Consider the following 24,475-nt stretch of genomic DNA (forward strand, 5'->3'; position numbering starts at 1 on the left):
CCGATGCTGACCAGAAAACAACTCGATCTGCTGGAGTTCATTCACAAGCGGGTGCAGCGCGACGGCGTTCCCCCCAGTTTCGACGAGATGAAGGAGGCGCTTGATCTGCGCTCCAAATCGGGCATCCACCGGCTGATCACCGCGCTGGAGGAACGCGGCTTCATCCGCCGGCTGGCGCATCGGGCGCGGGCGCTCGAAATCGTCAAACTTCCCGAAAGCATGGGCGGTGAAGCCAGCCACGGCTTTGTCCCCCGCGTGATCGAGGGCGACCGGCCAACCGCCGCACAGCCCGCCAATGCCCGGCCCGTTGTGACGGCGCAGGCGATCGAGGTGCCGCTGATGGGCCGCATCGCCGCCGGCGTACCGATCGAGGCGATCGCCCATGTGCGCGACAACGTCGCCGTGCCGGGTGCCATGATCTCGGGCCGCGGAGAGCATTATGCGCTTGAGGTCAAGGGCGATTCAATGATCGAGGCGGGGATCAACGATGGCGATGTGGTCATCATCCGCGAGACCGCGGTCGCGGATAACGGCGATATCGTCGTGGCGCTGATCGAGGATCAGGAAGCCACGCTCAAGCGCTTCTTCCGCCGTGGCAACGCAATTGCCCTCGAGGCTGCGAATCCGGCCTATGAAACACGCCTCTTCCCGGAGGATCAGGTCAGGATTCAGGGCCGTCTCGTGGGTCTCATCCGCACCTATTGATCATTCCATAGCCGTGTGCCGGTGACATCGCGCGCGGTCACCAGGCGCAGACGGCCCGCATCGCCGTAGATCGCCACTGATCCGGTTTTTCGTACTGTGTCCGGGGTGATCACCTCGCACCCCTGCCCTATGGACGGTTCAATCCTGCCACCGGTTACAATCAGGATCCACGCCCCCTCGCAGACCGGGGGCATTGCAACGGCCTTGCCACCGATCACCCGGATCGGCAGGGGAAACAACGATGCGTCGCCCGGCCAGCGTTCATGCGCCTCGTCTTGCGCTGCGCTGTCGCCATCATTTTCCAACCAGTTCGCCGCCACGAAGCCGCCGCCCTTCGGTTTGTTCAGCGCGCGCCCTTCGTCCGTCATCACCCCCACCAGCGCGGCGGTGTCCGAAATCAGCACTGCCGGGCGTTCGGTCCCGGCCCAGAACCAGACTGCCAGCAGGACCGGCACCAGACCGGCCAACCGCACCCGTCCCTGCCAGAGCACGACAAACAGCGCGCCTGCCGCAAGCAACGGCAACACCTCGGAATCCGGTGCAATAACCGCCACCCGCGCGCCTTCCAGCGCCGCCGTCCGATGCGCCACGCCAAGGATCCATTCAAGCCCCAGCGCCATAATCCAGAGCGCGATCCAGTCAAGCCCGACTGGCAAAAGAAGCGCCGCCAGCACCGCGGCTGGCATGACCAGCACACCCATCAGCGGCACGCTGAGCAGGTTGGCGACAAGACCGTATTGCGCGAACTGGTTGAAATGCGCGGCAGCCACCGGCGCGGTGGCTGCCCCAGCCACGGCCGAGGAAATCACCACCGTCAGAATGGGCCGCAGCCAACGGGGCCCAAGCGATACCCGCGCGTCCCGCAGCCAGCCAAACACCGCGACCAGCGCCACCGTTGCGGCAAAGGACATCTGAAACCCCGACCCCAGCAACGCCTCGGGTCGCAAGCAGAGCACGATCACCGCCGCCACCGCCACCGCCCGAAGGGTCAATGCGCGCCGATCGAGCAGCACCGCCACCAGCATCACCGCCACCATGACAAAGGCCCGCTCGGTGGCGACATTGCCGCCCGAGAGACCCAGATATCCCGCCGCCGCCATCAGCGCGACGAGTGCCGACAGTTTCTTGGCTGGCAGTCGCAGGCCCAGACGTGGAATCGCCGCAAGACCCAGCCGGCATGCAGCAAAGACAAACCCCGCCAGCAGCCCCATATGCAGCCCCGAAATCGCCAGAAGATGCGCCAGGTTGGACACCCGCATCGCCTCGAGCGTCGTCAGGTTGAGACCGGAACGATCCCCCGTCATGATCGCTGCGGCAAAGGCTCCCACCTGCCCCGGCATCCGCGTCTGCACATGGCCCGACAGCGCCATCCGCGCCCGAAAGAGCATCTGCCAACCCTCCGCCGGGCCGGCGCTCAGCACCGGCGTGCGAGTATAGCCCACCGCCCCGACCCCCAGAAACCACGCATGCCGCTGAAAATCGAACCCGCCCGGTTCGACCGGCCCGCCCGGTGCTCCGAGATGCGCCGTCATTATCACCCGCTGCCCCGGCTGAACCCTGAAATGCCCCTGCTCGCCATGCAACGCCACCCGCACCCGGCGTGGCACGCGATCAGGATCCGTGCGCGCCAGCACAACCCGGTCCAGTGTCAACCGCAACGCATCCGACGCCGAACGGTCGATACCCACGATTCTCCCCTCGACAGGACCATGATAGCGCCAGCCCAGCACCGGGCCGGCCACCAGATGCGCCCGCAACCCTGCAAGCGCAACTCCTGCCAGCACCAGGGCTATCGCGTACAACAACGGTCCGCTCCATTCGCGCCCGCACCGCGCGGCAAGCATCAGCAGGGCCGCTCCGATCCCGCAGGCCAGAAGTATCCAGATCCCAGGCTCGGCGCGCAGGGCGAAGTATCCACCAACACCGCTGGCCAACAGAACCGGCACCCAGGGGAAAAGCGCGCCGCGTTGCGCCAGCCAGCCACCTTCGATCAGATGCCAGACGCGCACCACTTGTTTCCTCTTTGGCGGGTCGATAGACAGTGCTCAAACCTTGCCCCCTCATCGTTACCGAAAGGTTAACTCGTCCAATGTCGCAGCAGGTCGTGACCCGTTTTGCTCCCTCGCCCACAGGTTACCTGCATATCGGCGGGGCGCGGACCGCGCTTTTCAACTGGCTCTTTGCGCGCGGTCGCGGCGGCCGATTCCTGCTGCGGATCGAGGATACGGATCGCGCTCGCTCGACACCCGAAGCAACACAGGCAATTCTCGACGGGCTGGCATGGCTCGGCCTCGATCACGACGGCGAAGCGATTAGCCAGTTCGCGCGCGCGCCCCGCCACGCCGAGGTCGCCCATCAGCTTCTGGCCCAGGGCAAGGCTTACAAATGCTTCTCGACCCAGGAAGAGATCGAGACATTCCGCGAAACCGCCCGTGCCGAAGGACGCTCGACCCTGTTTCAGAGTCCCTGGCGCGAGGCCACTCCCGATCAGCACCCCGATGGCGTGCCGCATGTGATCCGCATCAAGGCGCCGCGCGATGGCGTCACCGTCATCGCCGACCGGGTCCAGGGCAATGTCACCATCCGCAACGATCAGCTTGACGACATGGTCCTGCTGCGCGGCGACGGCACGCCGGTCTACATGCTGGCGGTGGCGGTGGATGACCATGACATGGGTGTGACCCATGTGATCCGGGGCGACGACCATCTCAACAATGCCGCGCGCCAGATGATGATCTATCAGGCGATGGGCTGGCCGCTGCCGGTCTATGCCCATATCCCGCTGATTCATGGTCCTGACGGCAAGAAGTTGAGCAAACGCCATGGCGCGCTCGGCGTCGAGGAATATCAACGCCTGGGCTATCCGGCAGCGGGCATGCGCAACTATCTGGTGCGTCTGGGCTGGAGCCATGGCGACGACGAATTTTTTGACGATGCGCAGGCGCGCGCATGGTTCGATCTGGAAGGTATCGGCAAGTCGCCCGCGCGGCTGGACTTCAGGAAACTGGAGAATCTCTGCGGTCAGCATATCGCGGCGACGGATGATGCTGCGCTGCTGCATGAATTGCGCGAGTTCCTTGTTGCGACGGGTCAACCGCCCTTGAATGACATGCAGGTAACATTGTTTTCAAAGGCGATGTACTGTCTCAAGGAGCGCGCCAAGACCTTCCCGGAACTGCTTGATAAAGCGGCGTTTATACTGGCGAGTCGGCCTATTGCGCCTGATGAGAAGGCCATAGCACTACTTGACAGTGTATCCCGTGGTATACTGAAAGAATTGACGCCGCAATTGCAAAATGCTACGTGGACACGTGACGGGATTGAGGCCCTAGCGACCCAATTCGCCGAGGACCATGAAATGAAGTTTGGTAAGCTCGCCGGTCCGCTCCGGGCCGCCTTGGCAGGTCGGACATCGACACCAAGTGTGTTCGACATGATGCTGGCGCTCGGGCGAGATGAGACGATCGCCCGACTGACCGACGCCGCCTGCGAAAGGGCTTAACCCTTTGGCAAGGCCTTACGTTTATCCAGCCCGGGGCGCAGATACCCTGCGGGCGCTGAGTGGGAGGACCCCAGATGTCAGAAGGAAAGAGAGTCGCAAAGCTGGAAATCGAAGGCAAGATCCATGAATTGCCAATCTTTTCCCCCACTGCAGGACCCGACGTGATCGACATACGCAAGCTTTATGCCAATGCGGGCGTGTTTACTTATGATCCCGGCTATACCTCGACCGCCAGCTGCGACAGCACGATCACCTTCATCGACGGCGACAAGGGCGAGCTGCTGCACCGGGGTTATCCGATCGATCAACTGGCCGGAAAATCACACTACCTCGAGGTCTGTTATCTGCTGCTCTATGGCGAGCTGCCCAGCCCCGCGCAGCTCGAGGATTTCGAGAGCCGGGTGACCAATCATACGATGATCCACGAACAGATGCATTTCCTGTTCCGCGGTTTTCGCCGGGACGCACATCCGATGGCGATCATGGTCGGAGTGGTCGGCGCGCTCAGCGCATTCTATCATGACAGCACCGATATTTCCGATCCCTGGCAGCGCGAGGTCGCGTCGATCCGGATGATCGCCAAGATGCCGACGATAGCCGCGATGGCCTATAAATACACCATCGGGCAACCGTTCGAATATCCGCGCAACAATCTTGATTATGCCTCCAACTTCCTGCGCATGTGCTTTGCCGTGCCGGCCGAGGATTACGAGGTCAACCCGATCCTGAGCCGCGCGATGGACCGGATCTTCACCCTGCATGCCGATCACGAACAGAACGCCTCGACCTCGACAGTGCGGCTGGCCTCGTCCTCGGGCGCAAATCCATTCGCGTGTATCGCTGCTGGCATCGCCTGTCTGTGGGGACCCGCGCATGGCGGTGCCAATCAGGCCTGCCTGGAAATGCTGCGCGAAATCGGTACGCCGAACCGTATCCCGGAATTCATCGCACGGGCCAAGGACAAGGACGATCCGTTTCGCCTGATGGGCTTTGGCCACCGGGTTTACAAGAATTTTGACCCGCGCGCCACAGTGATGAAGCAATCCGCCGACGAGGTTCTGGAACTGCTGGGCATCGAGAACAACCCAACCCTGCAGGTTGCCAAGGAACTTGAGAGACAGGCGTTGGCCGATCCCTATTTCGCCGAGAAAAAGCTGTTCCCGAATGTGGACTTCTATTCCGGAATCATTCTAGAGGCGATGGGTTTTCCCACCTCGATGTTCACGCCGATCTTCGCAGTATCGCGAACCATCGGCTGGATTTCGCAGTGGAAAGAGATGATCGCCGATCCACAACTCAAGATCGGTCGCCCGCGTCAACTCTATAAGGGTGAGACGCTGCGCGACTACGTTGATATCGAAAAGCGCTGAACCCTGCGGTTTCAACGTAGCAACGGCCCGCCAAAGCGGGCCGTCTTGTTACTCGCAGAATCTCTACCGGCCTTCGAAATGCGGCGGACGTTTTTCCAGAAAGGCCAGGATACCTTCCTTGAAATCGCGTGATTGACCGCAGGTCCCTTGCAGTTTCGCCTCGAGATCAAGCTGCATCTCCAGCGTGTTGTTCCATGTGTCCCGGATCGCCTGTCTGGCCGCCGCATAGGTCTGCGTCGGTCCCTTGGCCAGCTGCGCCGCGCGCGCGCGCCAATGAGCGTGGAAACCCTCGTCGCTCACCGCTTCCCAAATCATGCCCCAATCGCTGGCCTGCTGCGCGCTGATCGGCTCGGCGAAGAGTGCCGCACCCATTGCCTTGGCCATACCCATCTGGCGCGGCAGGAACCAGGTCCCCCCCGCGTCAGGGATCAGGCCGATGCGCGCGAATGCCTGCAAAAAATAGGCACTCTCGGCGGCGATCACCACATCCGCCGCCAGGGCCAGATTGGCCCCTGCCCCCGCCGCAGGCCCGTTGACCGCACTGATCGTCGGCACCGGGCAGTCGGTGATCGCGCGCAACATTGGCACATATTCCTCGCGCAGCACCCGCTCCAGATCCAGCGTCGCGGCATTGCCGCCATCGCTCAGATCCTGCCCGGAACAGAAGGCGCGGCCATTGCCGGTAAGAACCAGCACACGCGCCTTCGGCCCCGCATGGGCCACCGCGTCCGTAATCTCGGCACGCATCTGGCTGTTGAGCGCATTCATCTTCTCGGCGCGGTCGAGACACAACACGGCGACGCCTTCACTGATCTCAAGCGTAATGGTCTGATAGTCTTTCACGGATTCGGGCCTCCCGGTCTGGTTTCGTGCATCAAACCGCAGGCATGGCCCCAGGCCAAGAAAAACCGCGCGTCAGTCCTTGAGGATTTCGCGCAGACGGGCCTCTTCTGCCTCGCTCAACCGCGCCACTTGCGGCTCGGGCATACCCGCACGACGGCGCAGGTATAGCCCCGCCATGACCAGGCCCGCACCCATCATCAGAGGTCCGGAAAGCCAGAGCAGAATGTTCGCGCCGCCAGTGCGCGGCTTCAACAGCACATACTCACCGTAGCGGTCGACGATGAAATCCACCGCCTCCTCGTTGGTGTCCCCCGCCACCAGCCGCTCGCGCACCAACAGGCGCAGATCGCGGGCGAGTTCGGCATTGGAGTCGTCTATGCTCTCGTTGCGGCAGACCAGACATCGCAGCCCGGTGGAAATATCACGCGCCCGCGCCTCCAGTTCCGGATCGTCGAGAACCTCATCGGGCTGCACGGCAAATACCGGCGCTGCGATCATGCAAAGGGCTAGGATCAGGCGTTTCATTCGGCCGGCACCCCCTGCGGCAGCTTGCGCGCCCCCGCCGCCACCCGGTAGCGTCGATCGCTCAGCGACAGGCACCCGCCAAGCGCCATCAGGATCGAGCCGCCCCAGATCCAGTTGGCAAGCGGCTTGTAATAACTACGCACCGCCCAGCCACCGCCCTCCTGCGGATCTCCGATGACGACATAGATATCGCGGAGGAACCCGTTATTCAGCGCCGCCTCGGTGGTGGGCATCTGCGCCACCGGATAGATACGTTTCTCAGGGTACATCTTTGCGATTTCGCGCCCGTCCCGTGTCAGGGCAAAGGTGGCTCTGGTGGCGATGTAATTGGGACCATCCTCGCGAAGGACCTCTTCGAGACGCAGGCCATAGCCGGCAATTTTCAGATCTTCGCCCACCTGCAAGACGCGAATATCCTCCACCTCCCAGGCCATCATGGCGGCAACTCCGGCCATGGTCACGCCAAGCCCGCCATGCGCTACCGCCTTGCCCCAATCGGCCCGTGGCAGACGGCTGAGACGTCCCAGCCGATCCTGCCCTCGCCCGGTGCGCGACCACAGATCCACCGTTGCCCCACCGATCAGCCAAGCGGCAAAGAAAAGCCCGAGCGGCCCAAGTGCCGAGCGTCCGGTTTGCAACGCCCAGGCCAGTGCGGCAATCGCCACCGCCAGGATAAAGACAGGCAGCAGTTGTCGCCACACCCTACCCAGGGCGGCGCGTTTCCAGGGCAGCATCGCACCGACCGGCAGGATCAACCCCAGCCCGACCATGAAAGGAGTAAAGGCGGCGTTGAAGAACGGTTCGCCCACTGACAGCTTGCGGTCGAATGCCATTTCGGCGACCAGCGGCCAGATCGTGCCGACAAAGACAACGAAACACGCGACCGCCAGCAGAATGTTGTTCAGCACCAGCATTGATTCGCGGCTGACCATGCTGAACGCGCCCTTGGCCTGCATCACATTGGCCCGTGCGGCAAACAGCGTCAGCGCACCCACCATGAACACCGCCATGATACCCAGCAGGAACACACCACGCGTCGGGTCGGTGGCAAACGCATGCACAGAGGTCAGCACGCCCGACCGGGTAATGAACGCGCCCACCATCGAGAACCCGAAGGCGATGATCGCCAGCAGGATGGTCCAGCTTTTAAGGCTCTCGCGCTTCTCCACCACAATAGCGGAATGCAGCAGTGCTGCGGCGATGAGCCAAGGCATGAAACTTGCGTTTTCCACCGGATCCCAGAACCAGAATCCACCCCAACCCAGTTCATAATAAGCCCACCAACTGCCCAAGCCGATACCGATGGTCAGGAAAATCCACGCAGCCAGCGTGTAGGGCCGCACCCAGCGTCCCCAGGCCGCATCCACCCGCCCCTCGATCAGCGCCGCCACGGCGAACGAGAACGTCATGGATAGGCCGACATATCCCAGATAAAGAAAGGGGGGATGAAAGGCGAGACCCGGATCCTGCAACAGCGGATTCAGATCCTGCCCGTTGAACGGTGGCACCGACAGGCGCAGGAACGGGTTGGAGGTCAGCAGGATAAAGGCAAGGAACGCCACTGCCACCATCGCCTGGATGCTCAGCACCCGCGCGCGCAGCGACGGCGGCAAATTTGCCCCGAACCACGCGACCGCCCCACCAAAGAGCGTGACAATCAACACCCAGAGCAGCATCGAGCCCTCGTGATTGCCCCAGACTCCGGTGATCTTGTAGAGCATCGGCTTGTCGGTATGGCTGTTGGACGCGACCACCTGCAGCGAGAAATCCGAGGTGACAAAGGCCCATGTCAGCGCCGCGAACGACCCCGCCGTCAGCAGAAACTGGATCGTCGCCGCCGGTTCCGCGACCGCCATCCAGCCGGGCCATCGCTTGTAGGCACCGATAAGCGGAATGGTGGCCTGGAAACAGGCCACCAGAAAAGCGAGGATGAGGGCGAAGAGGCCAAGTTCTGTGATCATGCTCCGAGTATAGGGCAGCGATACGACACGGCCAATCGCAATCGGCACAGGTGCCGGATCACATTGTCGCGGGGGGTGCGGCTTGGGCGCGGCGGCGCCACTCGTCAATCGCCGGATTGTCCGAGGACGCAAGCGCCGACATCACCAACCTCGCATCACTGCCGCTGTCGGCCACTCCGGGGCTGTCGTAGCGCAGTGCGCGCAGCGTGCGGATGCTCTCGACCATCTGCGGCGCGCGCGCCATGGTTAGGGCGACCGCGCGCTGGAAATCCTGCCCCTTGGACTGATAGCGTGCCCCGAAATAGAAGCTCACGATCGCACCCAGCAGCCACCACAGCGGTTCCGGCACCAGCGCCAACCCCGTCATCCGCTCTCCGAACCACAGCGGATCGACCATCGCGGCCACGAACAGGCCCAGCGTGCCCAGAGCCATCGCCGGGCGCGGGATGCGGTTCAGCCCGTCAATGATCCGGTCGAACAGGCCCCGGTTTTCCAGCCGGAACTCGCCCGCCATCTGTTCCAGCGCGGCGTGCTGCGTCTCGACGCTGCGCTGATCGGCGGCCTCGGCATTGACGCGAAACACCTCCACAGTCTCGGCAATGACATTACCGCCATCGCCGAACAGCGCCCGCAGGATATCCCTTACCATGCTGCGACCCTTTCGCTGAACTGCGCCTCGCTCAGATGGAACCGGGGCGAGATGAATTCCTCGGCCCGCCTGATCCAGCCGCCCTTGCCGCCCGCGCGGGTACGGGCGAACTTGCGGCTTGCCGGGCGGGCATCGCCAAGACGAAGGTAATAATTGCGCCGCGCTATCCCGTAGGCGTCGGCGATGTGATCCGGCGCGGCCTCTGCCGCGTGCTCCGCCGCCGCCGCCGTCTGCGGACCGATCACCCCGTCCACTTCGACCGGCTGTCCCATCTCGCGCAGCAGCCGTTGCAGGATCCTGACCGCATTCGCCCCCGCGTTGACATACATGTCGAACACGCTCGCCCTCAGACTGTCGGGCAGGCGCGCGATGCCGGGACGGTGGTAATATTGGTCGATGAATATCTCGACCGCCCGCTCGCGGGTCAGCGCCCTGACATCGGCCGCGTCGATTATCCCATCGCGCGTCAGGTCCAGCCCCAGCCGCCGCATGGTATGAATTGTCACGCCAAAATTCGTGGTCCCGCCCGGATCGTCGGGATCGTTCACATAGCCGCCCTCGCGGGCGACGATTTCCTCGGCAATCCGTGATACGCTCTGCATCTGCCCCGCCTTTTGCATCGTTGGGATGCAAGGCTGCAGGCAGATCGGTTAACGCAGGCCTTAGCTACCGTCCGGATCCACGTAGACGCCCTGCGCCTTGAGCGCGTCCACCACTTCCTTGGGCATGTAGGTCTCGTCATGCTTGGCGAGAATCTCGGTGGCGACAAAGACCCCGTCGCGATAGCTGCCAGTGCCGACCATGCCCTGATTTTCCTCGAAAAGATCTGGCAGCACCCCACGATAGGTCACCGACACCACCGCACCGCCATCGGTGACGTTGAAACGGATCACTTCGCCCTCGCCACGTTTCAGGCTGCCTTCCTCGACCAGGCCGCCGATGCGGAATACCTCCGTCGGACTGGGCGGTTCTGCCAGCACCTGCGAGGGGGAACGGAAAAAATTGATCCCGTCGCGCATGCCATAGCCAATCAGCGCCGTCGCCAGCACCAGCGCCACGGCGGCGATGCCGATCACCTGCACCCGGCGCTTTTTCTTGAGCGATTTCATCGGCCTTACCCTCTGCTACGGAAAGACCGGGGCCAGCAAGAGCCCCTCTGTCTCGGGCAGAGATAACATCAGATTGGCGTTTTGCAACGCCTGCCCGCTGCTACCTTTTGTCAGGTTGTCGAGCGCGCCTATAACGATCGTGCGCCCTGCTCGCCGGTCGGCGACCACCCCGATATGACAGAAATTGCTGCCCCGGACGTGGCGCGTGCTCGGGGTTTCGCCCATCGGCAGCACCACGACAAAGGGTTCGTCCGCATAGGCCGCGCTCAGCGTATCATACACCGCCCGCGCGTCACCGCGCACATAGCCGGTGGCGAGAATGCCGCGATTGGCGGGCACCAGGTGCGGGGTAAACTGTATCTCGACGGGCCGACCGGCGACCGCCGAAAGCTCCTGATCGAACTCGCCAAGGTGCCGGTGTGTGCCACCCACCGAATAGGCGTGATAGCCCTCGCTCAACTCCGCGTGCAGAAGATTCTCCTTGAGGCTGCGGCCTGCGCCCGACACGCCGCATTTGAGATCAAGAACGATCTCGTCGGGATCAATCGCCCCTGCGGCGATCAGCGGGCGCAGCATGTAAAGCCCCGTAGCGGAATTGCAGCCGGTCCCCGCCACCAGCCGGGCCGAGATGATCTCCTCGCGGTAAAACTCGGTCAGGCCATAGACCGCCTCTTTCTGCAATTCGGATGCGGCATGCACATTGCCGTACCATTTCTGATAGGCCGCCGGATCACGCAACCGGAAATCGGCCGAAAGGTCCACGATGCGCAGATCGCGTGGCAGGGCCTTGATGACCTCCTGGCTTGTCTTGTGCGGCAGGGCGCAGAAGCACAGGTCGATATCGGCAAAGTTGATCTCTTCGATCGTCACGAGATCGGGCAGCGCCAGATAACGCAGATGCGGGAAAACCTGTCCCATGCTCTGCCCCGCCTTGGAATTCGCGGCCAGGGCGGCGATTTCCATCGCAGGATGGGTGGCGATGAGGCGGACGAGTTCGGCCCCCGTATAGCCGGATGCACCGAGAATGGCCACTTTATGGGTCATCTTGACCTCGCTTTCAGATTTTGAATCAGGGTTCAGATAGATGCGCAGGGGGCGCAATTCAGCCGGGTGCCACCGGTCAGGCGGCGTCGAACGTGATCTGTCGTCGCAGGAACTGCGTCGCGCGCGACGATACCCGCTTGGCGTCGCCAGTGGTCAGGAACATTGCCTGCTCGCCCGGACCGCGCATGCCGGGATGCCGCTCAAGATAATCGGCGAGGCTCTCGGCCACCAAGTTGGCCTGACTGTAGACCGCCACCTCCGGTCCGAGTGCGTCCTGAAATACCTCCTGCACCAACGGATAATGCGTACAGCCCAGCACGGCAGCCTCGGGGTGTGGCATCTTGCGCTTGAGCGCATCCACATGCGACCGAACCAGCGCCTCGGCCAGAATCATGTCACCCTCTTCGATGGCATCCACCACCCCGCCACAGGCCTGCGCCTCGACATCCACGCCTATGGCGCGAAAGGCCAGTTCCCGCTGAAACGCGCGGCTCGCCACCGTGGCGGGCGTGGCGAAAAGCGCCACGTTCTTGACCGCCACCTCGCGGGGCGGGGAATTGTCGCCCCATTGCCGCTCTGTCAGGGCCTCGATCAGCGGTACGAATACCCCCAGCACGCGCTTGCCTGGCGGCACCCAGGATTCCTGCATCCGCCGGAGGGCTGCGGCAGAGGCGGTATTGCAGGCCAGCACCACCAGATCACAACCCGCCGAAAACAGCCGGTCCACCGATGTCGTGGTCAGTTCGTAAATATCGTCGGCATCCCGCACGCCATAGGGCGCATGTGCATTGTCACCCAGATAGACGAACGGAACATCCGGCAGGCGCTTGCTCACCGCATTCCAAACCGTCAGGCCGCCCAGCCCGCTGTCGAAAATCCCTACCGCCATGTCCCGCGTCCGGAGTTGTTATTCGAACTCGAACCCGATTTCAGAGGCGATGACCGGGCTCGGCGACAATTCATAGGTCTTTGTGCGCAGGAATGCCATGAGAGATTTCGTATCGCCCGCATATTGCGAGAGCGTGCTGCGTGGGATCGGATCGCCCACGACGACGCGCACGGGTGTATCCACCCGCTTGCGGAATTCCTTGATCAGCAGGCCCATGCGCAGGGTGTAATGCAGATGGCTCGCCAGCTGGAAAAGACGGCTCGTATGCCCGTCGAAGTAGACTGGTACAACAACGGCGTCGGATTTCGCGATCATCTTGGCGGTGAACCCGCGCCAACCCGGATCCATCGGCCGTGAGAACGGCCTGGCCGAGGTGCTGACCGTGCCGCCCGGAAATATGCCGATGGCGCCCCCCTGCCCCAGATAATCCAGCGCAGTCCTGCGCGTGGCGAGGTTTAGCGCCACGGCCTCCTTGCTGCCGTCAAAACTGATCGGCAGGATGATCCTTTGCAGATCCTCGGCCTTGCGAAATACCTGATGCGCCAGAATCCGGAAATCGCCGCGTGTCCGGCTGAGAATGTGCCCCATCATCAGACCGTCGAGAATGCCGTAAGGATGGTTCGCAATCAGAATCAGCGGCCCTGTGCGCGGAACATTGTCCAGACTACCGCCGACCACATCGAGGGTGAGCCCATACCGCTCGACCATCACCTGCCAGAAATCGCGCCCCATGGCCACATCACGCTCATATCCCGCGGCGCGCTTGATCAGGGCGATACGTCCGGTCAGGTTCTCCATCGTGCGGATCATCGCCCGCCCGCCCCTGCTCTGGGCGGAATAGGCGTAAGAGATGTCACGGGCGATATGGCTGTCCGGGCGCATCGGCATTCCTTGGCTGAGTCGCGTTCTGCTAGGATAATGCGACCCATGTGACCAGATCACGTGACGCTTTTGTGACAGCTATTCCGCCGCCTGCGCCATTCCCGTGCCACCCGAGCGGATCATCGCCAGCAACTCCTCCCGCCGCTTCGCGGCCTTGGCTTCGTTGGTGGACTTGACTGGTCCGAAACCACGGATATCAAGCGGCAGTTCGGCCAGCGCTATCACCGCATCGCGGGTGGCATCCGTCAGTTTCGGCAGCACCTCGGCCATATCCGCCTCATATTGCCGGATCAGCGCCCGCTCCATCCTGCGCTCGGCGCTGTAGCCAAAGGGGTCAAGCGGCGTGCCGCGCAGCACCTTCAGCCGCGCCAGAATCCTGAAGGCGCGCAGGATGCCGGGGCCAAACTCGCGCTTTTTCGGTCGCCCGTCACTGCCGGTTTTCGACAGGATCGGCGGGGCGAGGTGGAACTTCATCCGAAAATCGCCACCAAACTCGGCGCGCGCCTTTTCCGCCGTCTCCAGATGCAACCGTGCCACCTCGTATTCGTCCTTGTAGGACAAGAGCTTATGATAGCCCTTTGCCACCGCCTCCCTGACCCGTTCGTCGGCGATCCCGTCCAGCATCCGGTTGTAACGCTTCACCAGCCCCGCGCCCTGATAGGCACGCAGGTGATCGGCACGATAGGCAATCCTTTCGGCCAGGGTCCGAGGTTTCCCGACCACTTTGGGCGTGAGCAGCCGTTCCACCTCTTCGGGATAAAGCGCAGCCCATCTGCCAATCTCGAAGGCGCGCAGATTGGCCTCGACCGCCGCACCGTTCAGCCGGATCGCCTCGGCGATCGCGTCATGGCTCAGCGGTATCAGTCCGCGCTGCCAGGCAGCGCCGAAAATCATCATGTTGGAATAGATCGAATCGCCCATTGCTATCCTGGCCAGTTCAGACGCATCAAACATCTGCACCGCATCACGCAGACGCGCCTCCAGCGACAGCCGCAGCCGGTCGGTGGGCAATCTGAACTCGGGCTTCCGGGTGAAATCGCCGGTGATGATCTCGTGGCTGTTGACCACCGCCCCGGTACGGCCCTGACGGGTGAGACCAAGCGTCTTGGCCCCGGCGCTCACCACCAGATCGCCACCGATCAGCGCATCGCATTCGCCGGTCGCCACACGGATCGCGCTGATATCGCCGGGTCTTTCCGCCAGACGACAATGGATATGCACCGCGCCACCCTTCTGCGCAAGCCCCGCCATCTCCATCATGCCGGCACCCTTGCCGTCGAGCTGCGCGGCCTGCGCCAGAACCGCGCCGATGGTGACGACGCCAGTGCCGCCAACCCCGGTGATCACCACATTATAGGTGCCATCAATCTTCGGCAATTCGGGTTGGGCCATCTCGGGCAAGGTCAGATCGGCGGTGCTGTCCTTGCGGATCTTCGCACCCTCAAGTGTCACGAACGAAGGGCAGAACCCCTTGAGACAAGAGAAATCCTTGTTGCAGCTTGACTGATCAATCGCCCGCTTGCGGCCCAGTTCCGTCTCGACCGGCACGATCGAGACGCAATTCGATTGCACCCCGCAATCGCCACAGCCCTCGCAGACATCCGTATTGATGAACACCCGCCGGTCGGGATCGGGGAACTTTCCCCGCTTGCGGCGGCGACGCTTTTCTGCCGCGCAGGTCTGAATATAAAGAATAACACTGACGCCCGCGATCTTCGAGAGCCGCTCCTGCACCGCCATGAGGTCTGATCGTTCTTTGAATTCAACCCCTTGCGGGAATGATTTGAAGTTCACATCTTCCTTTTCATCATAAACGACCGCAAGATGTTTTACCCCCATCGCCTGTAATTCGGCGGCGATGCGCGGCGCATCGAGCCCGCCTTCGTTGGCTTGCCCGCCGGTCATCGCCACGGCATCGTTGTAGAGGATCTTGTAGGTGATCGTCGTGCCAGCGGCCAGGGCCGCGCGGATCGCTTGCACGCCGGAATGGTTGTAGGTGCCGTCGCCGAGGTTCTGGAACACATGTTTGCGCGTGGAAAACGGTGCCTCACCGATCCAGTTCGCACCCTCACCGCCCATATGAGTGAACCCAACCGTCTCGCGGTCCATCCACTGCACCATGTAGTGACAGCCGATCCCGGCATAGGCACGAGCGCCCTCGGGCAGACGGGTCGAGGTGTTATGCGGGCAGCCCGAACAGAAATAAGGCAGTCGCGTCGCAATCTCCTCGGCATTGTCGCCCGCCCGCGCCTCATTGAGCGCCGCCAGCCCCGCCTTGATCCGGTCGGTGCCGCGGCCCTCCTCGATCAGGATGCCGCCCAGCTTTTCCGCGATCCATATGGGATCGAGCGCACCGCGCGTCGGGAACAACTCGTCCCGGTGCATGCCGCCCGCGCCGCCCTTGTACCAGCCATAGACACGCCGTCCGCGCCGGTCGTCGAAAATCGCCTCCTTGATCTGCACCTCGATCAGCTTGCGCTTTTCCTCGACCACGACAATCAGATCCAGCCCCTCGGCCCAGTCGTGAAACCCTTTCATGTCCAGCGGAAAGGTCTGACCAACCTTGTAGGTGGTGATGCCAAGCCGCTCCGACTCAGCGGCGTCGATCCCCAACAGGTCCAGCGCATGCACCAGATCGAGCCAGTTCTTGCCCGCAGCCACAAACCCGATTCTGGCCCCCGGTTTGCCCCAGACGCGCCGGTCCATGCGGTTTGCATGGCTGAACGCCTCTGCCGCGAACCGCTTGAAATCGATCATCCGCGCCTCTTGCGCGTGCGGCGTGTCAATCAGCCGGATATTCAGCCCGCCCTCGGGCATCGGGAAATCGGGCGTGATCAGCCTCATACGGTCCGGTCGCCCGTCGACCACCGCCGTCGCCTCGACCGTGTCCTTCATGGTCTTGAGCCCCACCCAGAGACCTGAAAAGCGGCTCAGCGCATAACCGTAGATGCCGTAATCCAGAATTTCCTGCACGCCCGCCGGGCTGACCACGGGCATATAGGCATCTACCAGTGCCCACTCGCTCTGATGCAACACGGTCGAGGATTCGCCGGTGTGGTCATCCCCCATGGCCATCAGCACACCGCCATGTTGCGAGGTGCCCGCCATATTGGCGTGCCGCATCACATCACCCGAGCGGTCCACTCCCGGACCCTTGCCATACCACAGACCAAAGACGCCGTCATAGCGCCCCTCGCCGCGCAGTTCCGCCTGCTGACTGCCCCAGAGCGCGGTCGCGGCCAGATCCTCGTTCAACCCCTCCTCGAAACGCACATTGGATGCGGTCAGGATTTTCTCGGCCCTGCGCATCTGTATGTCCACCGCGCCCAAGGGCGAGCCACGATAGCCCGTCACATACCCGGCGGTGTTCAGCCCCGCGACCCGGTCGCGCGCGGCCTGCATCAGCATCAAGCGCACCAAAGCCTGCGTTCCGTTCAAGAGAACCGGAGATTTTTCCAGGTCGAAACGATCGTTCAGCGATACCTTCTGCGTGGTCATGTCCTGCCTCCCTTGTCTGAGGGCCATGCCTCAATATAGGGCAATATTAGGTCATAATTAATGACCTACCAAGCAGAATTTCGTGAGAATCCTGATCGTTTGCTATGGCCGGAGAGGGATTATCTGCTATTGCGTTTCAGATGTTCATTTCCTCAGAAAGTTAGCGTTATGGATTGGGACAAGCTCAGAATCTTTCATGCCGTGGCCGATGCGGGCAGCCTCACCCATGCCGGGGATCAGCTGCATTTGTCGCAATCCGCCGTCAGTCGTCAGATTCGCGCGCTTGAGGAATCGCTTAACGCGACGCTGTTTCACCGCCATGCGCGCGGGCTGATTCTCACGGAACAGGGAGAACTTCTGTTCGACGCCACTCGCGCCATGCTCAAACGGCTCGAAACCGCCACCGCCCGCATCCGCGACAGCGAAGAAGAGGTGTTCGGCGAATTGCGCGTGACCACAACAACTGGCTTTGGCACTCTTTGGCTCGCACCGCGTCTGCCCAAACTTTACGAAAAATACCCTGACCTCAAGATCGACCTGATGCTCGAGGAACGCGTGCTTGATCTGCCCATGCGCGAGGCCGATGTCGCCATCCGTATGAAAGAGCCAAGCCAGGCCGATCTTATCCGCAAACGCCTGATGAGCGTGCATATGTGCCTGTGCGCCACAAAAAGTTATATTGAAAAGCACGGCGCGCCTGAAACGCCCGAGGATTTGCAGTATCATCGCCTGATCTGTCAGAATCCCCGCTCTGCACAGGTGGGCGCAGCCGCGACGTTGGTCAGTGAACTGATGACCAATGACATTCAATCCCTGCTGACCGTCAACAACTATTTCGGCGTTCTGCAAGGCGTGCTTCAGGATCTCGGGATCGGCGTTCTACCGGATTACGTGATCCGCGATGTGCCGCAGCTGATACGCGTTCTGCCCGAAGTGCAATCGGTCGAGGTGCCCGTGTTCCTCGCCTATCCCGAGGAATTGCGCCACTCCAAGCGGATCGCCGCCTTTCGTGATTTCATTCAGGACGAGATCTCATCCTACCGCAAAACGATGAAGGAACAGGCGCTTGGCTGACCTTTTCAGCGCGCGCCGCGTGAGATATGCGCCAGTCGCATAGCGGCCATGCTGCACCTGCGGCATTATTTCCCTTGATCGGACAGGGACGCACCCTTAATTGCCGGTTGTGACGGTGATAGCCGCAAGGCGGTCACTATCATACCTCCCTGTTGGACTATGGCCGAGCTTAGTGCTCGGCCTTTTTTTCGCGCTGCCCGGATTTTATGCAGATCTGTCAGATCACGGGCAGGTCCGGACCGGCAAACCGCGACAGTCGCTGCGGCGCGCCTTGCGTGATCACGATATTCTCTTCATGCACCATGATCCGCCCTGGCACGGTCTCCACCCCTGGCTCCAACGTGATGACCATACCGGGGGTCAGCACGGTATGGTCCTTCGCCGTCAGCGACAACCCCTCGGTCAGTTGCATGCCCAGCCCGTGCCCCAATCGCCCCGCGCCCGCCCCGCCACCGGTGATTGCGGCCATCGCCTGCCAGACATCGCTGGCCCGCACCCCGGCGCGCGCCGCGGCCTCGCCCGCCAGTGTTGCCTCGATCAGGCGGGCATGTGCGGCCCTTGCCCGCCCATGTGCCGCACCAATCGCGAAATTCCGGTTGTAATCGCAGAAATACCCGTCTTGGACCGCGCCCGTGTCCAGCATCAGCACATCGCCCCACGCCAGCGGCACGTCAGAGGCGGGCGAGATCACATCGGCATAGCCCTCCGGCCCCGCACCGCCCGCCAGATAGGGGACCCAGTCCGCCCCCTCCTCGAGCAATAGCCGCTGGAAATCGCGAAATACCCGGCTGAGCGCCACGCCCGGCGCCGCAATCTCGGCCACCCGGTCGAACGCGCGTCCCGCGATCCCGCAGACATGCGCGATCCTGACGATCTCGGCCTGCGATTTCACCGCGCGCAACCCCGCCACAATCCCCGCATCGCCGCACCATTCCAGATCGCTCGCACGCTTCAGCCGCTCGAAATCCGCCAACGGCATGCGCAGATGGCTCTCCGGCCCCGAGGGTACTCCCACGGGTCCGCCCACCTCACGCAGAGCCTCACACAGCAGCGATACCCCATCGTCATCCGGGTCGGGTGCGGCCCATGTGCGGATATCACGCAGCCATGTCCACTCCATCAGCGTCGCCCCGATCGAGGGAATGACCGCCACCGGATCGCGCGCCGCGGGCAGGATCAGGAACCACGGGCGGCTGGGGCTTTCCCAGAACCTCGTCAGAAATCCGGTGAAATAGCGCAGTTCCGGTTCGGTCGTCAGCAAGAGCGCCCCCAGTCCCTCGCGTGCCATCATCGACTGCGCGCGCGCCACTCGCGCACGATACTCCGCCACATCGAATCCGCGCATCACGCCTCGGCCTCTTCGCTCAGGATGCACAGTACCCGCGCCGCTTCCGGCAGGTCCAGATGCCGCAGCGCCGCAATCCCTGCCCCGCCGGACGGCGTTGTGGCCAGCCCCCGCGCCGCCAGATCCCCCAGCACCGCCTGCGCCTCCTGATCGGTGATCGTTACAAAGGCATCCGCGTCCCGCGCCAACCCCTTCAGAGCAATCAGAGAGGGCACCTTGCAGTCGAGCCGTCCCATGACCGACACCGGCCCCGTCGTCTCGACCGGGCGGCCCGCTTGGATGCTCTCCTGCAACGCGGGCGCGCGGTCCGGCTCCACCACAATGATCTGCGGACCATCCCCCCAGACATTGCGAAACCACGCCGCACAGGCCCCCGCCAGCCCGCCAACACCGGCCTGCAACAGGATGTGCGAGGGCCGGGTTGTCATGGCCCGCGTCACCTCTTCGGCCATCGCCAGATAGCCCTCCATCAGCCGGTGCGGCAGTTCGAAGTATTCTGGCCAGGAACTGTCCGACAGCAATATCCAGTCGTTGTCCTGCGCCAGCCGACCCGCCGCCACCATGCTCGCCTCGTAATCCGCGCCCGCGCGGATCACCTCCGCCCCCTTGGCATGCAGTCGCCCGGCAAAACCCTCAGGCACTGTCTCGGCAAGACAGACCACCGCCCGCGCGCCAAAAGCCCGCGCCCCCGCCGCCACCGAAAGCCCGTGATTACCCGCGCTTGCCGTCACATAGGTCCACCCCGCCAGCGCGCGCACCATGTCCTGCGCGCCCGTCCCGGCGGCGGCATGAGCGATCACATAGGCCGCACCAAGCGCCTTGAAACTGCCCAGCCCCATGCGCCCGCGCTCATCTTTCACCCAGAGATCCACACCAAACCCCGGTACGCGCAGCAGCGGCGTTTCCGCCGCCGCCGGGCAGCGCGCCAGCAGGTCGCGTACCGCGCTCGCCTTGACACTCGGCCAAGGCGCACCCGCCAGCACCGCTTCGGGCAGCCCTTTGCCCCGCCAGGGATTATCTAGCCGCTGCATCTCATCCCCCTTTTTCACACAGGCAAGGCGATATCCGTCCTGAGGTCAAGCCGTCCCTGTTTCTTCTTGGCAAAAATACCCATATCCCGCATCCGCCACTCGCACTGCCCGCAAGGCCCCTTCCCCCCGCCGCAACCATGCTTTAAAGACGCGCGCATCCACAGCCTTGAAGGATCGTCGCGCCATGCAGGAACCGTCCATCACGCCAGAGCTGATCGCGGCCCACGGCCTCAAGCCCGATGAATACGCACGCATTCTCGACATCATCGGACGCGAGCCGACCTTCACCGAGCTTGGCATCTTCTCGGCCATGTGGAACGAACATTGCTCCTACAAGTCCTCGAAGAAATGGCTGCGCACCCTGCCCACCACCGGGCCGCAGGTGATATGCGGGCCAGGTGAAAACGCGGGAGTCGTCGACATCGGCGACGGGCAAGCCGTGGTTTTCAAGATGGAGAGCCACAACCATCCCTCCTATATCGAGCCCTATCAGGGTGCGGCCACCGGCGTGGGCGGCATCCTGCGCGATGTGTTCACAATGGGCGCACGCCCCATAGCCGCGATGAACGCGCTCAGCTTCGGTGCGCTTGATCACCCTAAAACCCGCCGCCTCGTGCATGGCGTGGTCGAGGGCATCGGTGGCTATGGCAACTGCTTTGGCGTACCGACCGTGGGTGGCGAAGTGCGGTTCGATCCGGCCTATAACGGCAACTGCCTCGTCAACGCCTTTGCCGCAGGCCTGGCCGATGCCGACAAGATATTCTATTCCGCCGCCTCCGGTGTCGGCATGCCGGTGGTCTATCTCGGTGCCAAGACGGGGCGCGACGGTGTCGGCGGCGCGACCATGGCCTCGGCCGAATTCGACGAAACCATCGAGGAGAAGCGTCCCACAGTGCAGGTCGGCGATCCATTCACCGAAAAGCGCCTGATGGAGGCCTGTCTGGAACTGATGACCACCGGCGCGGTCATTTCCATTCAGGACATGGGGGCCGCCGGCCTGACCTGTTCGGCAGTGGAAATGGGCGACAAGGGCGGGCTTGGTGTCAAGCTGCAACTCGACGCCGTTCCACAGCGCGAAGAGGGCATGACCGCCTACGAGATGATGCTCTCGGAATCCCAGGAACGCATGCTCATGGTCCTGCGCCCCGAACTTGAGGCCGAGGCGCGCGCGGTGTTCGAAAAATGGGATCTCGATTTTGCCATCGTTGGCGAGACCATCGCCGAGGACCGCTTTCTCATCCTGCATGGCAATGACGTCAAGGCCGACCTGCCCCTCGCCACACTATCGGGATCGGCCCCGGAATACGACCGGCCTTGGGCGGAAACCCCACCGCCTGCGCCGCTTGACTCCGCCTCGGTGCCCTCGGTCGATCCGATCGACGGGCTTCGGGCGCTGATCGGGTCGGCCAACTACTGCTCGCGCGAATGGGTCTATCAGCAATACGACACCATGGTCATGGCCGATACCGTCCGCACGCCAGGACAGGGCGCGGGGCTGATCCGCGTGCACGGCACCGATAAGATGCTGGCCTTCACCTCCGATGTGACCCCTCGCTACGTCAGGGCCAACCCCTTTGAGGGCGGCAAACAGGCGGTTGCCGAGGCGTATCGCAACCTTACAGCACTTGGCGCGTTGCCGCTCGCCACCACTGACAACCTAAATTTCGGCAATCCTGAAAAGCCTGAAATCATGGGGCAATTCGTCGGCGCGATCAAAGGCATCGGTCAGGCCGTCGCGGCCCTGGACATGCCCATCGTCTCGGGCAACGTCTCGCTCTACAACGAGACCGATGGTGCGGCGATCCTGCCCACCCCCACCATCGGCGCGGTAGGTCTGATCCGCGACCCCGCCACGGCGATCACCGGGCAGGCGCGCGAGGGGCATGTGGCGCTGGTCCTGGGTGAAACCCGTGGCCATCTCGGACAATCGGCGCTGCTGGCAGAGGTATTCAACCGCACTGAGGGCGACGCACCTACGGTCGATCTCGAGGCCGAGAAACGTCACGGCGATTTCATCCGCGCAAATCACGCGCTGATCCGCGCCTGCACCGACCTTTCCGATGGCGGGCTAGCGTTGGCGGCCTTCGAGATGGCAGAGGCGGCGGGCATCGGCGTTCACCTTGATGCCGACGATACCGCCACGCTTTTTGGCGAGGATCAGGCGCGCTATCTCATCGCCTGCAATTTCGATCAGGCCGAGGCGTTGATGATCGCTGCCGGACAGGCGGGTGTGTCGCTCAGCTGTGTGGGCCGGTTTACCGGCGACATAGTCCGCATGGGCCGCTCCGAAGCCCCGCTCGCCGAGTTGTCTGACATCTTTCGCAGCACATTTGACATGATCTTTGGTTGAAGAACAGATACGCTCTTGTGATCTGGAACGGATATCTGGGCCCCGGTGATAGGTTGCACGATCACCAAACCCTCGTCAGACGCTGCGATTGCCAGACCGCGCACCCCGTCACAGTTCGTGAAACTGCGCCTCCTGCCGGGTGGACCAGCGCACGGTAATCTCAAACCCTTCGCTGGTCTGACGTTCTGTTTCGACGAGATCCTTTTCGAACAGCCAAGCCCGCTTGCGCCCCTCGTCAAAGCCAAGGCGCAGTTGGCTCTCGTGGGTTACGTCGGCGAGTGCACGGGTGATCGCGGCCACCAGATCACTGATACCCTGCCCGGTGACCGCCGAGACCGCCAGCACATTACCCTGGCGCGCGGCCTGCGTCACGGCCGCGATGCGGGTCTCTTCATCCAGCCGGTCGATCTTGTTCCAGACCTCGATCCGGGGCACCGTGTCCCTGACCCCCAGCTTGCCCAGAATCGCCGCCACATCCGCCGCCTGCGCGCGGCTTTCGGGGTGGGCGATGTCGCGCACATGGCAGATCAGATCGGCCTCCAGCACCTCTTCCAGCGTGGCGCGGAACGCAGCCACCAGTTCGGTTGGCAGATCGCTGATAAAACCCACCGTGTCGCTCAGGATCACCTCGGGCCCGCCATCCGGCAGGTGCACCCGCCGCATGGTCGGGTCAAGCGTGGCAAAAAGCATGTCTTTTGCCAGAACTTCGGCCCCTGTAAGGCGGTTGAACAGAGTGGACTTGCCAGCGTTGGTATAACCCACCAGCGCCACGATCGGAAAGGGCACCTTGGCGCGGGCGGCGCGGTGCAGGCCACGGGTGCGCGCCACCTTGTCCAGCTGTCGACGCAGGCGCACCAGTTGCGTGTCGATCGCCCGCCGGTCCGCCTCGATCTGAGTCTCGCCGGGACCGCCGACAAAGCCAAGGCCGCCGCGCTGCCGCTCAAGGTGGGTCCAGGCCCGCACCAGCCGGGTGCGCTGATAGCTCAGCGCCGCCATTTCCACCTGCAGCACACCTTCGCGGGTGGCGGCGCGGTCGCTGAAGATTTCGAGGATCAACCCGGTGCGGTCGAGCAGCTTGACACCCCATTCCTTTTCCAGGTTGCGCTGCTGCACCGGGCTGACGGGTCCGTCGATCAGCACCAGATCCGCCTCCGATGCGGTGATCGCCTGCCCCAGGTCCGCCAGCTTGCCCCGGCCCAGAAGCCGCCCGGCGTCGGGTTTGCGCAGGCGCACGACCGCTGACCCCACCACCTCCAGATCCGGCAGGGCATGGGCAAGCGCCACAGCCTCTTCCAGCGCCAGCGCCGGATCGCGGAGCCTGCCGGCCCCGGCAATGTCAGGATGTATGACCCAGGCCCGTGTGCGCGGGCGCGCGGTATCGCTCAAGTCGCCTCGTCACCGTCATATAGATTCACCGGCTGCGACGGCATGATCGTCGAAATCGCATGTTTGTAGACCAGTTGCGATTGCCCGTCGCGGCGCAGCAGGATGCAGAAATTGTCGAACCAGGTGATGACACCCTGCAACTTGACCCCGTTGATCAGAAATATCGTGACCGGGATCTTGGTCTTGCGTACCTGATTGAGAAATGCGTCCTGCAAATTTTGTCGATCAGAAGCCATGCGTCTTCCTGCCTTTTTTCTTGCCTGCGCCGCGCATCGGCGCTCAGGGTCGGTAATCGAGCGTGAGTATGTCCTG

Annotated in this window: 20 protein-coding genes; 5 read left to right on the forward strand and 15 right to left on the reverse strand. The window is 63.0% G+C overall.

The annotated features are described in order from the left end of the window. Nucleotides 1–3: 3 nt before the first annotated feature. Nucleotides 4–705: a transcriptional repressor LexA gene (gene lexA / locus BSG08_RS16480; protein ID WP_093038947.1), complete on the forward strand. Its 702-nt coding sequence runs from the start codon at nucleotides 4–6 to the stop codon at nucleotides 703–705. Here lexA and BSG08_RS16485 read toward each other — a convergent pair. Then, nucleotides 699–2,714 carry a ComEC/Rec2 family competence protein gene (locus BSG08_RS16485; RefSeq protein WP_093039002.1) on the reverse strand — a complete coding sequence of 672 codons (2,016 nt, stop codon included), beginning with the start codon at nucleotides 2,712–2,714 and terminating at the stop codon, nucleotides 699–701. The genes lexA and BSG08_RS16485 overlap by 7 nt on opposite strands. Nucleotides 2,715–2,794: 80 nt before the next feature. Here BSG08_RS16485 and gltX point away from each other — a divergent pair, with 80 nt between their 5' ends. Both gltX and gltA read left to right on the forward strand, forming a co-directional pair. After that, entirely contained in the window at nucleotides 2,795–4,207 is a 1,413-nt protein-coding gene (gltX, locus tag BSG08_RS16490; RefSeq protein ID WP_093038948.1) for a glutamate--tRNA ligase, read from the forward strand. A 74-nt stretch (nucleotides 4,208–4,281) separates the two neighbouring features. After that, nucleotides 4,282–5,577 carry a citrate synthase gene (gene gltA / locus BSG08_RS16495; protein WP_093038949.1) on the forward strand — a complete coding sequence of 432 codons (1,296 nt, stop codon included), beginning with the start codon at nucleotides 4,282–4,284 and terminating at the stop codon, nucleotides 5,575–5,577. Nucleotides 5,578–5,640: 63 nt separating this feature from the next. On the opposite strand, the gene BSG08_RS16500 is transcribed toward gltA, so the two are convergent. The 10 genes from BSG08_RS16500 to BSG08_RS16545 all read right to left on the reverse strand — a co-directional run bounded on the left by BSG08_RS16500 (nucleotide 5,641) and on the right by BSG08_RS16545 (nucleotide 16,977). After that, nucleotides 5,641–6,420, reverse strand: coding sequence for an enoyl-CoA hydratase-related protein (locus tag BSG08_RS16500; RefSeq protein ID WP_093038950.1), 780 nt, complete (start codon nucleotides 6,418–6,420; stop codon nucleotides 5,641–5,643). A gap of 72 nt (nucleotides 6,421–6,492) precedes the next feature. After that, complete coding sequence (locus BSG08_RS16505) at nucleotides 6,493–6,945, reverse strand: cytochrome c-type biogenesis protein (protein WP_093038951.1); 453 nt, start codon at nucleotides 6,943–6,945, stop codon at nucleotides 6,493–6,495. Further along, the gene (locus tag BSG08_RS16510; RefSeq protein ID WP_093038952.1) at nucleotides 6,942–8,906 is read right to left on the reverse strand and encodes a heme lyase CcmF/NrfE family subunit; all 1,965 of its coding nucleotides are present in this window, start codon (nucleotides 8,904–8,906) and stop codon (nucleotides 6,942–6,944) included. The genes BSG08_RS16505 and BSG08_RS16510 overlap by 4 nt, the downstream gene beginning before the upstream one ends. A 58-nt stretch (nucleotides 8,907–8,964) precedes the next feature. Next, on the reverse strand, nucleotides 8,965–9,555 hold the full coding sequence (locus BSG08_RS16515; protein ID WP_093038953.1) for a holin family protein: 591 nt from the start codon (nucleotides 9,553–9,555) through the stop codon (nucleotides 8,965–8,967). Beyond that, a complete protein-coding gene (locus BSG08_RS16520) occupies nucleotides 9,549–10,157 on the reverse strand; it encodes a holin-associated N-acetylmuramidase (RefSeq protein WP_093039003.1) in 609 nt (202 codons plus the stop codon). Before BSG08_RS16520 ends, BSG08_RS16515 begins: the two co-directional genes overlap by 7 nt. A gap of 60 nt (nucleotides 10,158–10,217) precedes the next feature. Next, nucleotides 10,218–10,664, reverse strand: a complete 447-nt coding sequence (gene ccmE, locus BSG08_RS16525; RefSeq protein ID WP_093038954.1) for a cytochrome c maturation protein CcmE — start codon at nucleotides 10,662–10,664, stop codon at nucleotides 10,218–10,220. 15 nt (nucleotides 10,665–10,679) lie between these two features. Then, nucleotides 10,680–11,708 (reverse strand): N-acetyl-gamma-glutamyl-phosphate reductase, encoded by a 1,029-nt coding sequence (gene argC / locus BSG08_RS16530; protein WP_093039004.1) that lies wholly within the window; start codon nucleotides 11,706–11,708, stop codon nucleotides 10,680–10,682. A 76-nt stretch (nucleotides 11,709–11,784) separates the two neighbouring features. After that, entirely contained in the window at nucleotides 11,785–12,597 is an 813-nt protein-coding gene (locus BSG08_RS16535; RefSeq protein WP_093038955.1) for a glutamate racemase, read from the reverse strand. An 18-nt stretch (nucleotides 12,598–12,615) separates the two neighbouring features. Next, the gene (locus tag BSG08_RS16540; protein ID WP_093038956.1) at nucleotides 12,616–13,479 is read right to left on the reverse strand and encodes a lysophospholipid acyltransferase family protein; all 864 of its coding nucleotides are present in this window, start codon (nucleotides 13,477–13,479) and stop codon (nucleotides 12,616–12,618) included. A gap of 78 nt (nucleotides 13,480–13,557) precedes the next feature. After that, a complete protein-coding gene (locus BSG08_RS16545) occupies nucleotides 13,558–16,977 on the reverse strand; it encodes an indolepyruvate ferredoxin oxidoreductase family protein (protein WP_093038957.1) in 3,420 nt (1,139 codons plus the stop codon). Between the two features lie 168 nt (nucleotides 16,978–17,145). Between BSG08_RS16545 and BSG08_RS16550 the strand changes: the two genes are divergently transcribed. Then, on the forward strand, nucleotides 17,146–18,051 hold the full coding sequence (locus BSG08_RS16550) for a LysR family transcriptional regulator (protein WP_093038958.1): 906 nt from the start codon (nucleotides 17,146–17,148) through the stop codon (nucleotides 18,049–18,051). Between the two features lie 217 nt (nucleotides 18,052–18,268). Here BSG08_RS16550 and BSG08_RS16555 read toward each other — a convergent pair whose 3' ends face one another. Both BSG08_RS16555 and BSG08_RS16560 read right to left on the reverse strand, forming a co-directional pair. Continuing rightward, nucleotides 18,269–19,396 (reverse strand): M24 family metallopeptidase, encoded by a 1,128-nt coding sequence (locus BSG08_RS16555; RefSeq protein WP_217649907.1) that lies wholly within the window; start codon nucleotides 19,394–19,396, stop codon nucleotides 18,269–18,271. Then, complete coding sequence (locus tag BSG08_RS16560; protein WP_093038960.1) at nucleotides 19,396–20,427, reverse strand: pyridoxal-phosphate dependent enzyme; 1,032 nt, start codon at nucleotides 20,425–20,427, stop codon at nucleotides 19,396–19,398. Before BSG08_RS16560 ends, BSG08_RS16555 begins: the two co-directional genes overlap by 1 nt. A gap of 184 nt (nucleotides 20,428–20,611) precedes the next feature. On the opposite strand from BSG08_RS16560, the gene purL reads away from it, so the two are divergent. Continuing rightward, entirely contained in the window at nucleotides 20,612–22,777 is a 2,166-nt protein-coding gene (purL, locus tag BSG08_RS16565) for a phosphoribosylformylglycinamidine synthase subunit PurL (protein ID WP_093038961.1), read from the forward strand. Nucleotides 22,778–22,885: 108 nt separating this feature from the next. Here the strand turns inward: purL and hflX are convergent, their stop codons facing one another. Both hflX and hfq read right to left on the reverse strand, forming a co-directional pair. Next, nucleotides 22,886–24,163, reverse strand: coding sequence for a GTPase HflX (hflX, locus tag BSG08_RS16570; protein WP_093038962.1), 1,278 nt, complete (start codon nucleotides 24,161–24,163; stop codon nucleotides 22,886–22,888). Beyond that, nucleotides 24,160–24,399, reverse strand: coding sequence for an RNA chaperone Hfq (hfq, locus tag BSG08_RS16575; RefSeq protein WP_093038963.1), 240 nt, complete (start codon nucleotides 24,397–24,399; stop codon nucleotides 24,160–24,162). Before hfq ends, hflX begins: the two co-directional genes overlap by 4 nt. Between the last annotated feature and the right edge of the window lie 76 nt (nucleotides 24,400–24,475).

The sequence above is a fragment of the Roseovarius azorensis genome (genome assembly GCF_900109455.1).
In the GTDB taxonomy this organism is placed as follows: domain Bacteria; phylum Pseudomonadota; class Alphaproteobacteria; order Rhodobacterales; family Rhodobacteraceae; genus Roseovarius; species Roseovarius azorensis.

What these genes read in the sequence shown, in the direction of transcription:
- purL (WP_093038961.1), top strand. Translation starts at nt 20,612, where the DNA reads ATGCAGGAACCGTCCATCACGCCAGAGCTGATCGCGGCCCACGGCCTC.
- gltX (WP_093038948.1), top strand. Translation starts at nt 2,795, where the DNA reads ATGTCGCAGCAGGTCGTGACCCGTTTTGCTCCCTCGCCCACAGGTTAC.
- BSG08_RS16510 (WP_093038952.1), bottom strand. Translation starts at nt 8,906, where the DNA reads ATGATCACAGAACTTGGCCTCTTCGCCCTCATCCTCGCTTTTCTGGTG.
- BSG08_RS16540 (WP_093038956.1), bottom strand. Translation starts at nt 13,479, where the DNA reads ATGCGCCCGGACAGCCATATCGCCCGTGACATCTCTTACGCCTATTCC.
- hfq (WP_093038963.1), bottom strand. Translation starts at nt 24,399, where the DNA reads ATGGCTTCTGATCGACAAAATTTGCAGGACGCATTTCTCAATCAGGTA.
- argC (WP_093039004.1), bottom strand. Translation starts at nt 11,708, where the DNA reads ATGACCCATAAAGTGGCCATTCTCGGTGCATCCGGCTATACGGGGGCC.
- gltA (WP_093038949.1), top strand. Translation starts at nt 4,282, where the DNA reads ATGTCAGAAGGAAAGAGAGTCGCAAAGCTGGAAATCGAAGGCAAGATC.
- BSG08_RS16560 (WP_093038960.1), bottom strand. Translation starts at nt 20,427, where the DNA reads ATGCAGCGGCTAGATAATCCCTGGCGGGGCAAAGGGCTGCCCGAAGCG.
- BSG08_RS16555 (WP_217649907.1), bottom strand. Translation starts at nt 19,396, where the DNA reads ATGCGCGGATTCGATGTGGCGGAGTATCGTGCGCGAGTGGCGCGCGCG.
- ccmE (WP_093038954.1), bottom strand. Translation starts at nt 10,664, where the DNA reads ATGAAATCGCTCAAGAAAAAGCGCCGGGTGCAGGTGATCGGCATCGCC.
- BSG08_RS16515 (WP_093038953.1), bottom strand. Translation starts at nt 9,555, where the DNA reads ATGGTAAGGGATATCCTGCGGGCGCTGTTCGGCGATGGCGGTAATGTC.
- BSG08_RS16520 (WP_093039003.1), bottom strand. Translation starts at nt 10,157, where the DNA reads ATGCAGAGCGTATCACGGATTGCCGAGGAAATCGTCGCCCGCGAGGGC.
- BSG08_RS16505 (WP_093038951.1), bottom strand. Translation starts at nt 6,945, where the DNA reads ATGAAACGCCTGATCCTAGCCCTTTGCATGATCGCAGCGCCGGTATTT.
- BSG08_RS16550 (WP_093038958.1), top strand. Translation starts at nt 17,146, where the DNA reads ATGGATTGGGACAAGCTCAGAATCTTTCATGCCGTGGCCGATGCGGGC.
- BSG08_RS16535 (WP_093038955.1), bottom strand. Translation starts at nt 12,597, where the DNA reads ATGGCGGTAGGGATTTTCGACAGCGGGCTGGGCGGCCTGACGGTTTGG.
- BSG08_RS16545 (WP_093038957.1), bottom strand. Translation starts at nt 16,977, where the DNA reads ATGACCACGCAGAAGGTATCGCTGAACGATCGTTTCGACCTGGAAAAA.
- lexA (WP_093038947.1), top strand. Translation starts at nt 4, where the DNA reads ATGCTGACCAGAAAACAACTCGATCTGCTGGAGTTCATTCACAAGCGG.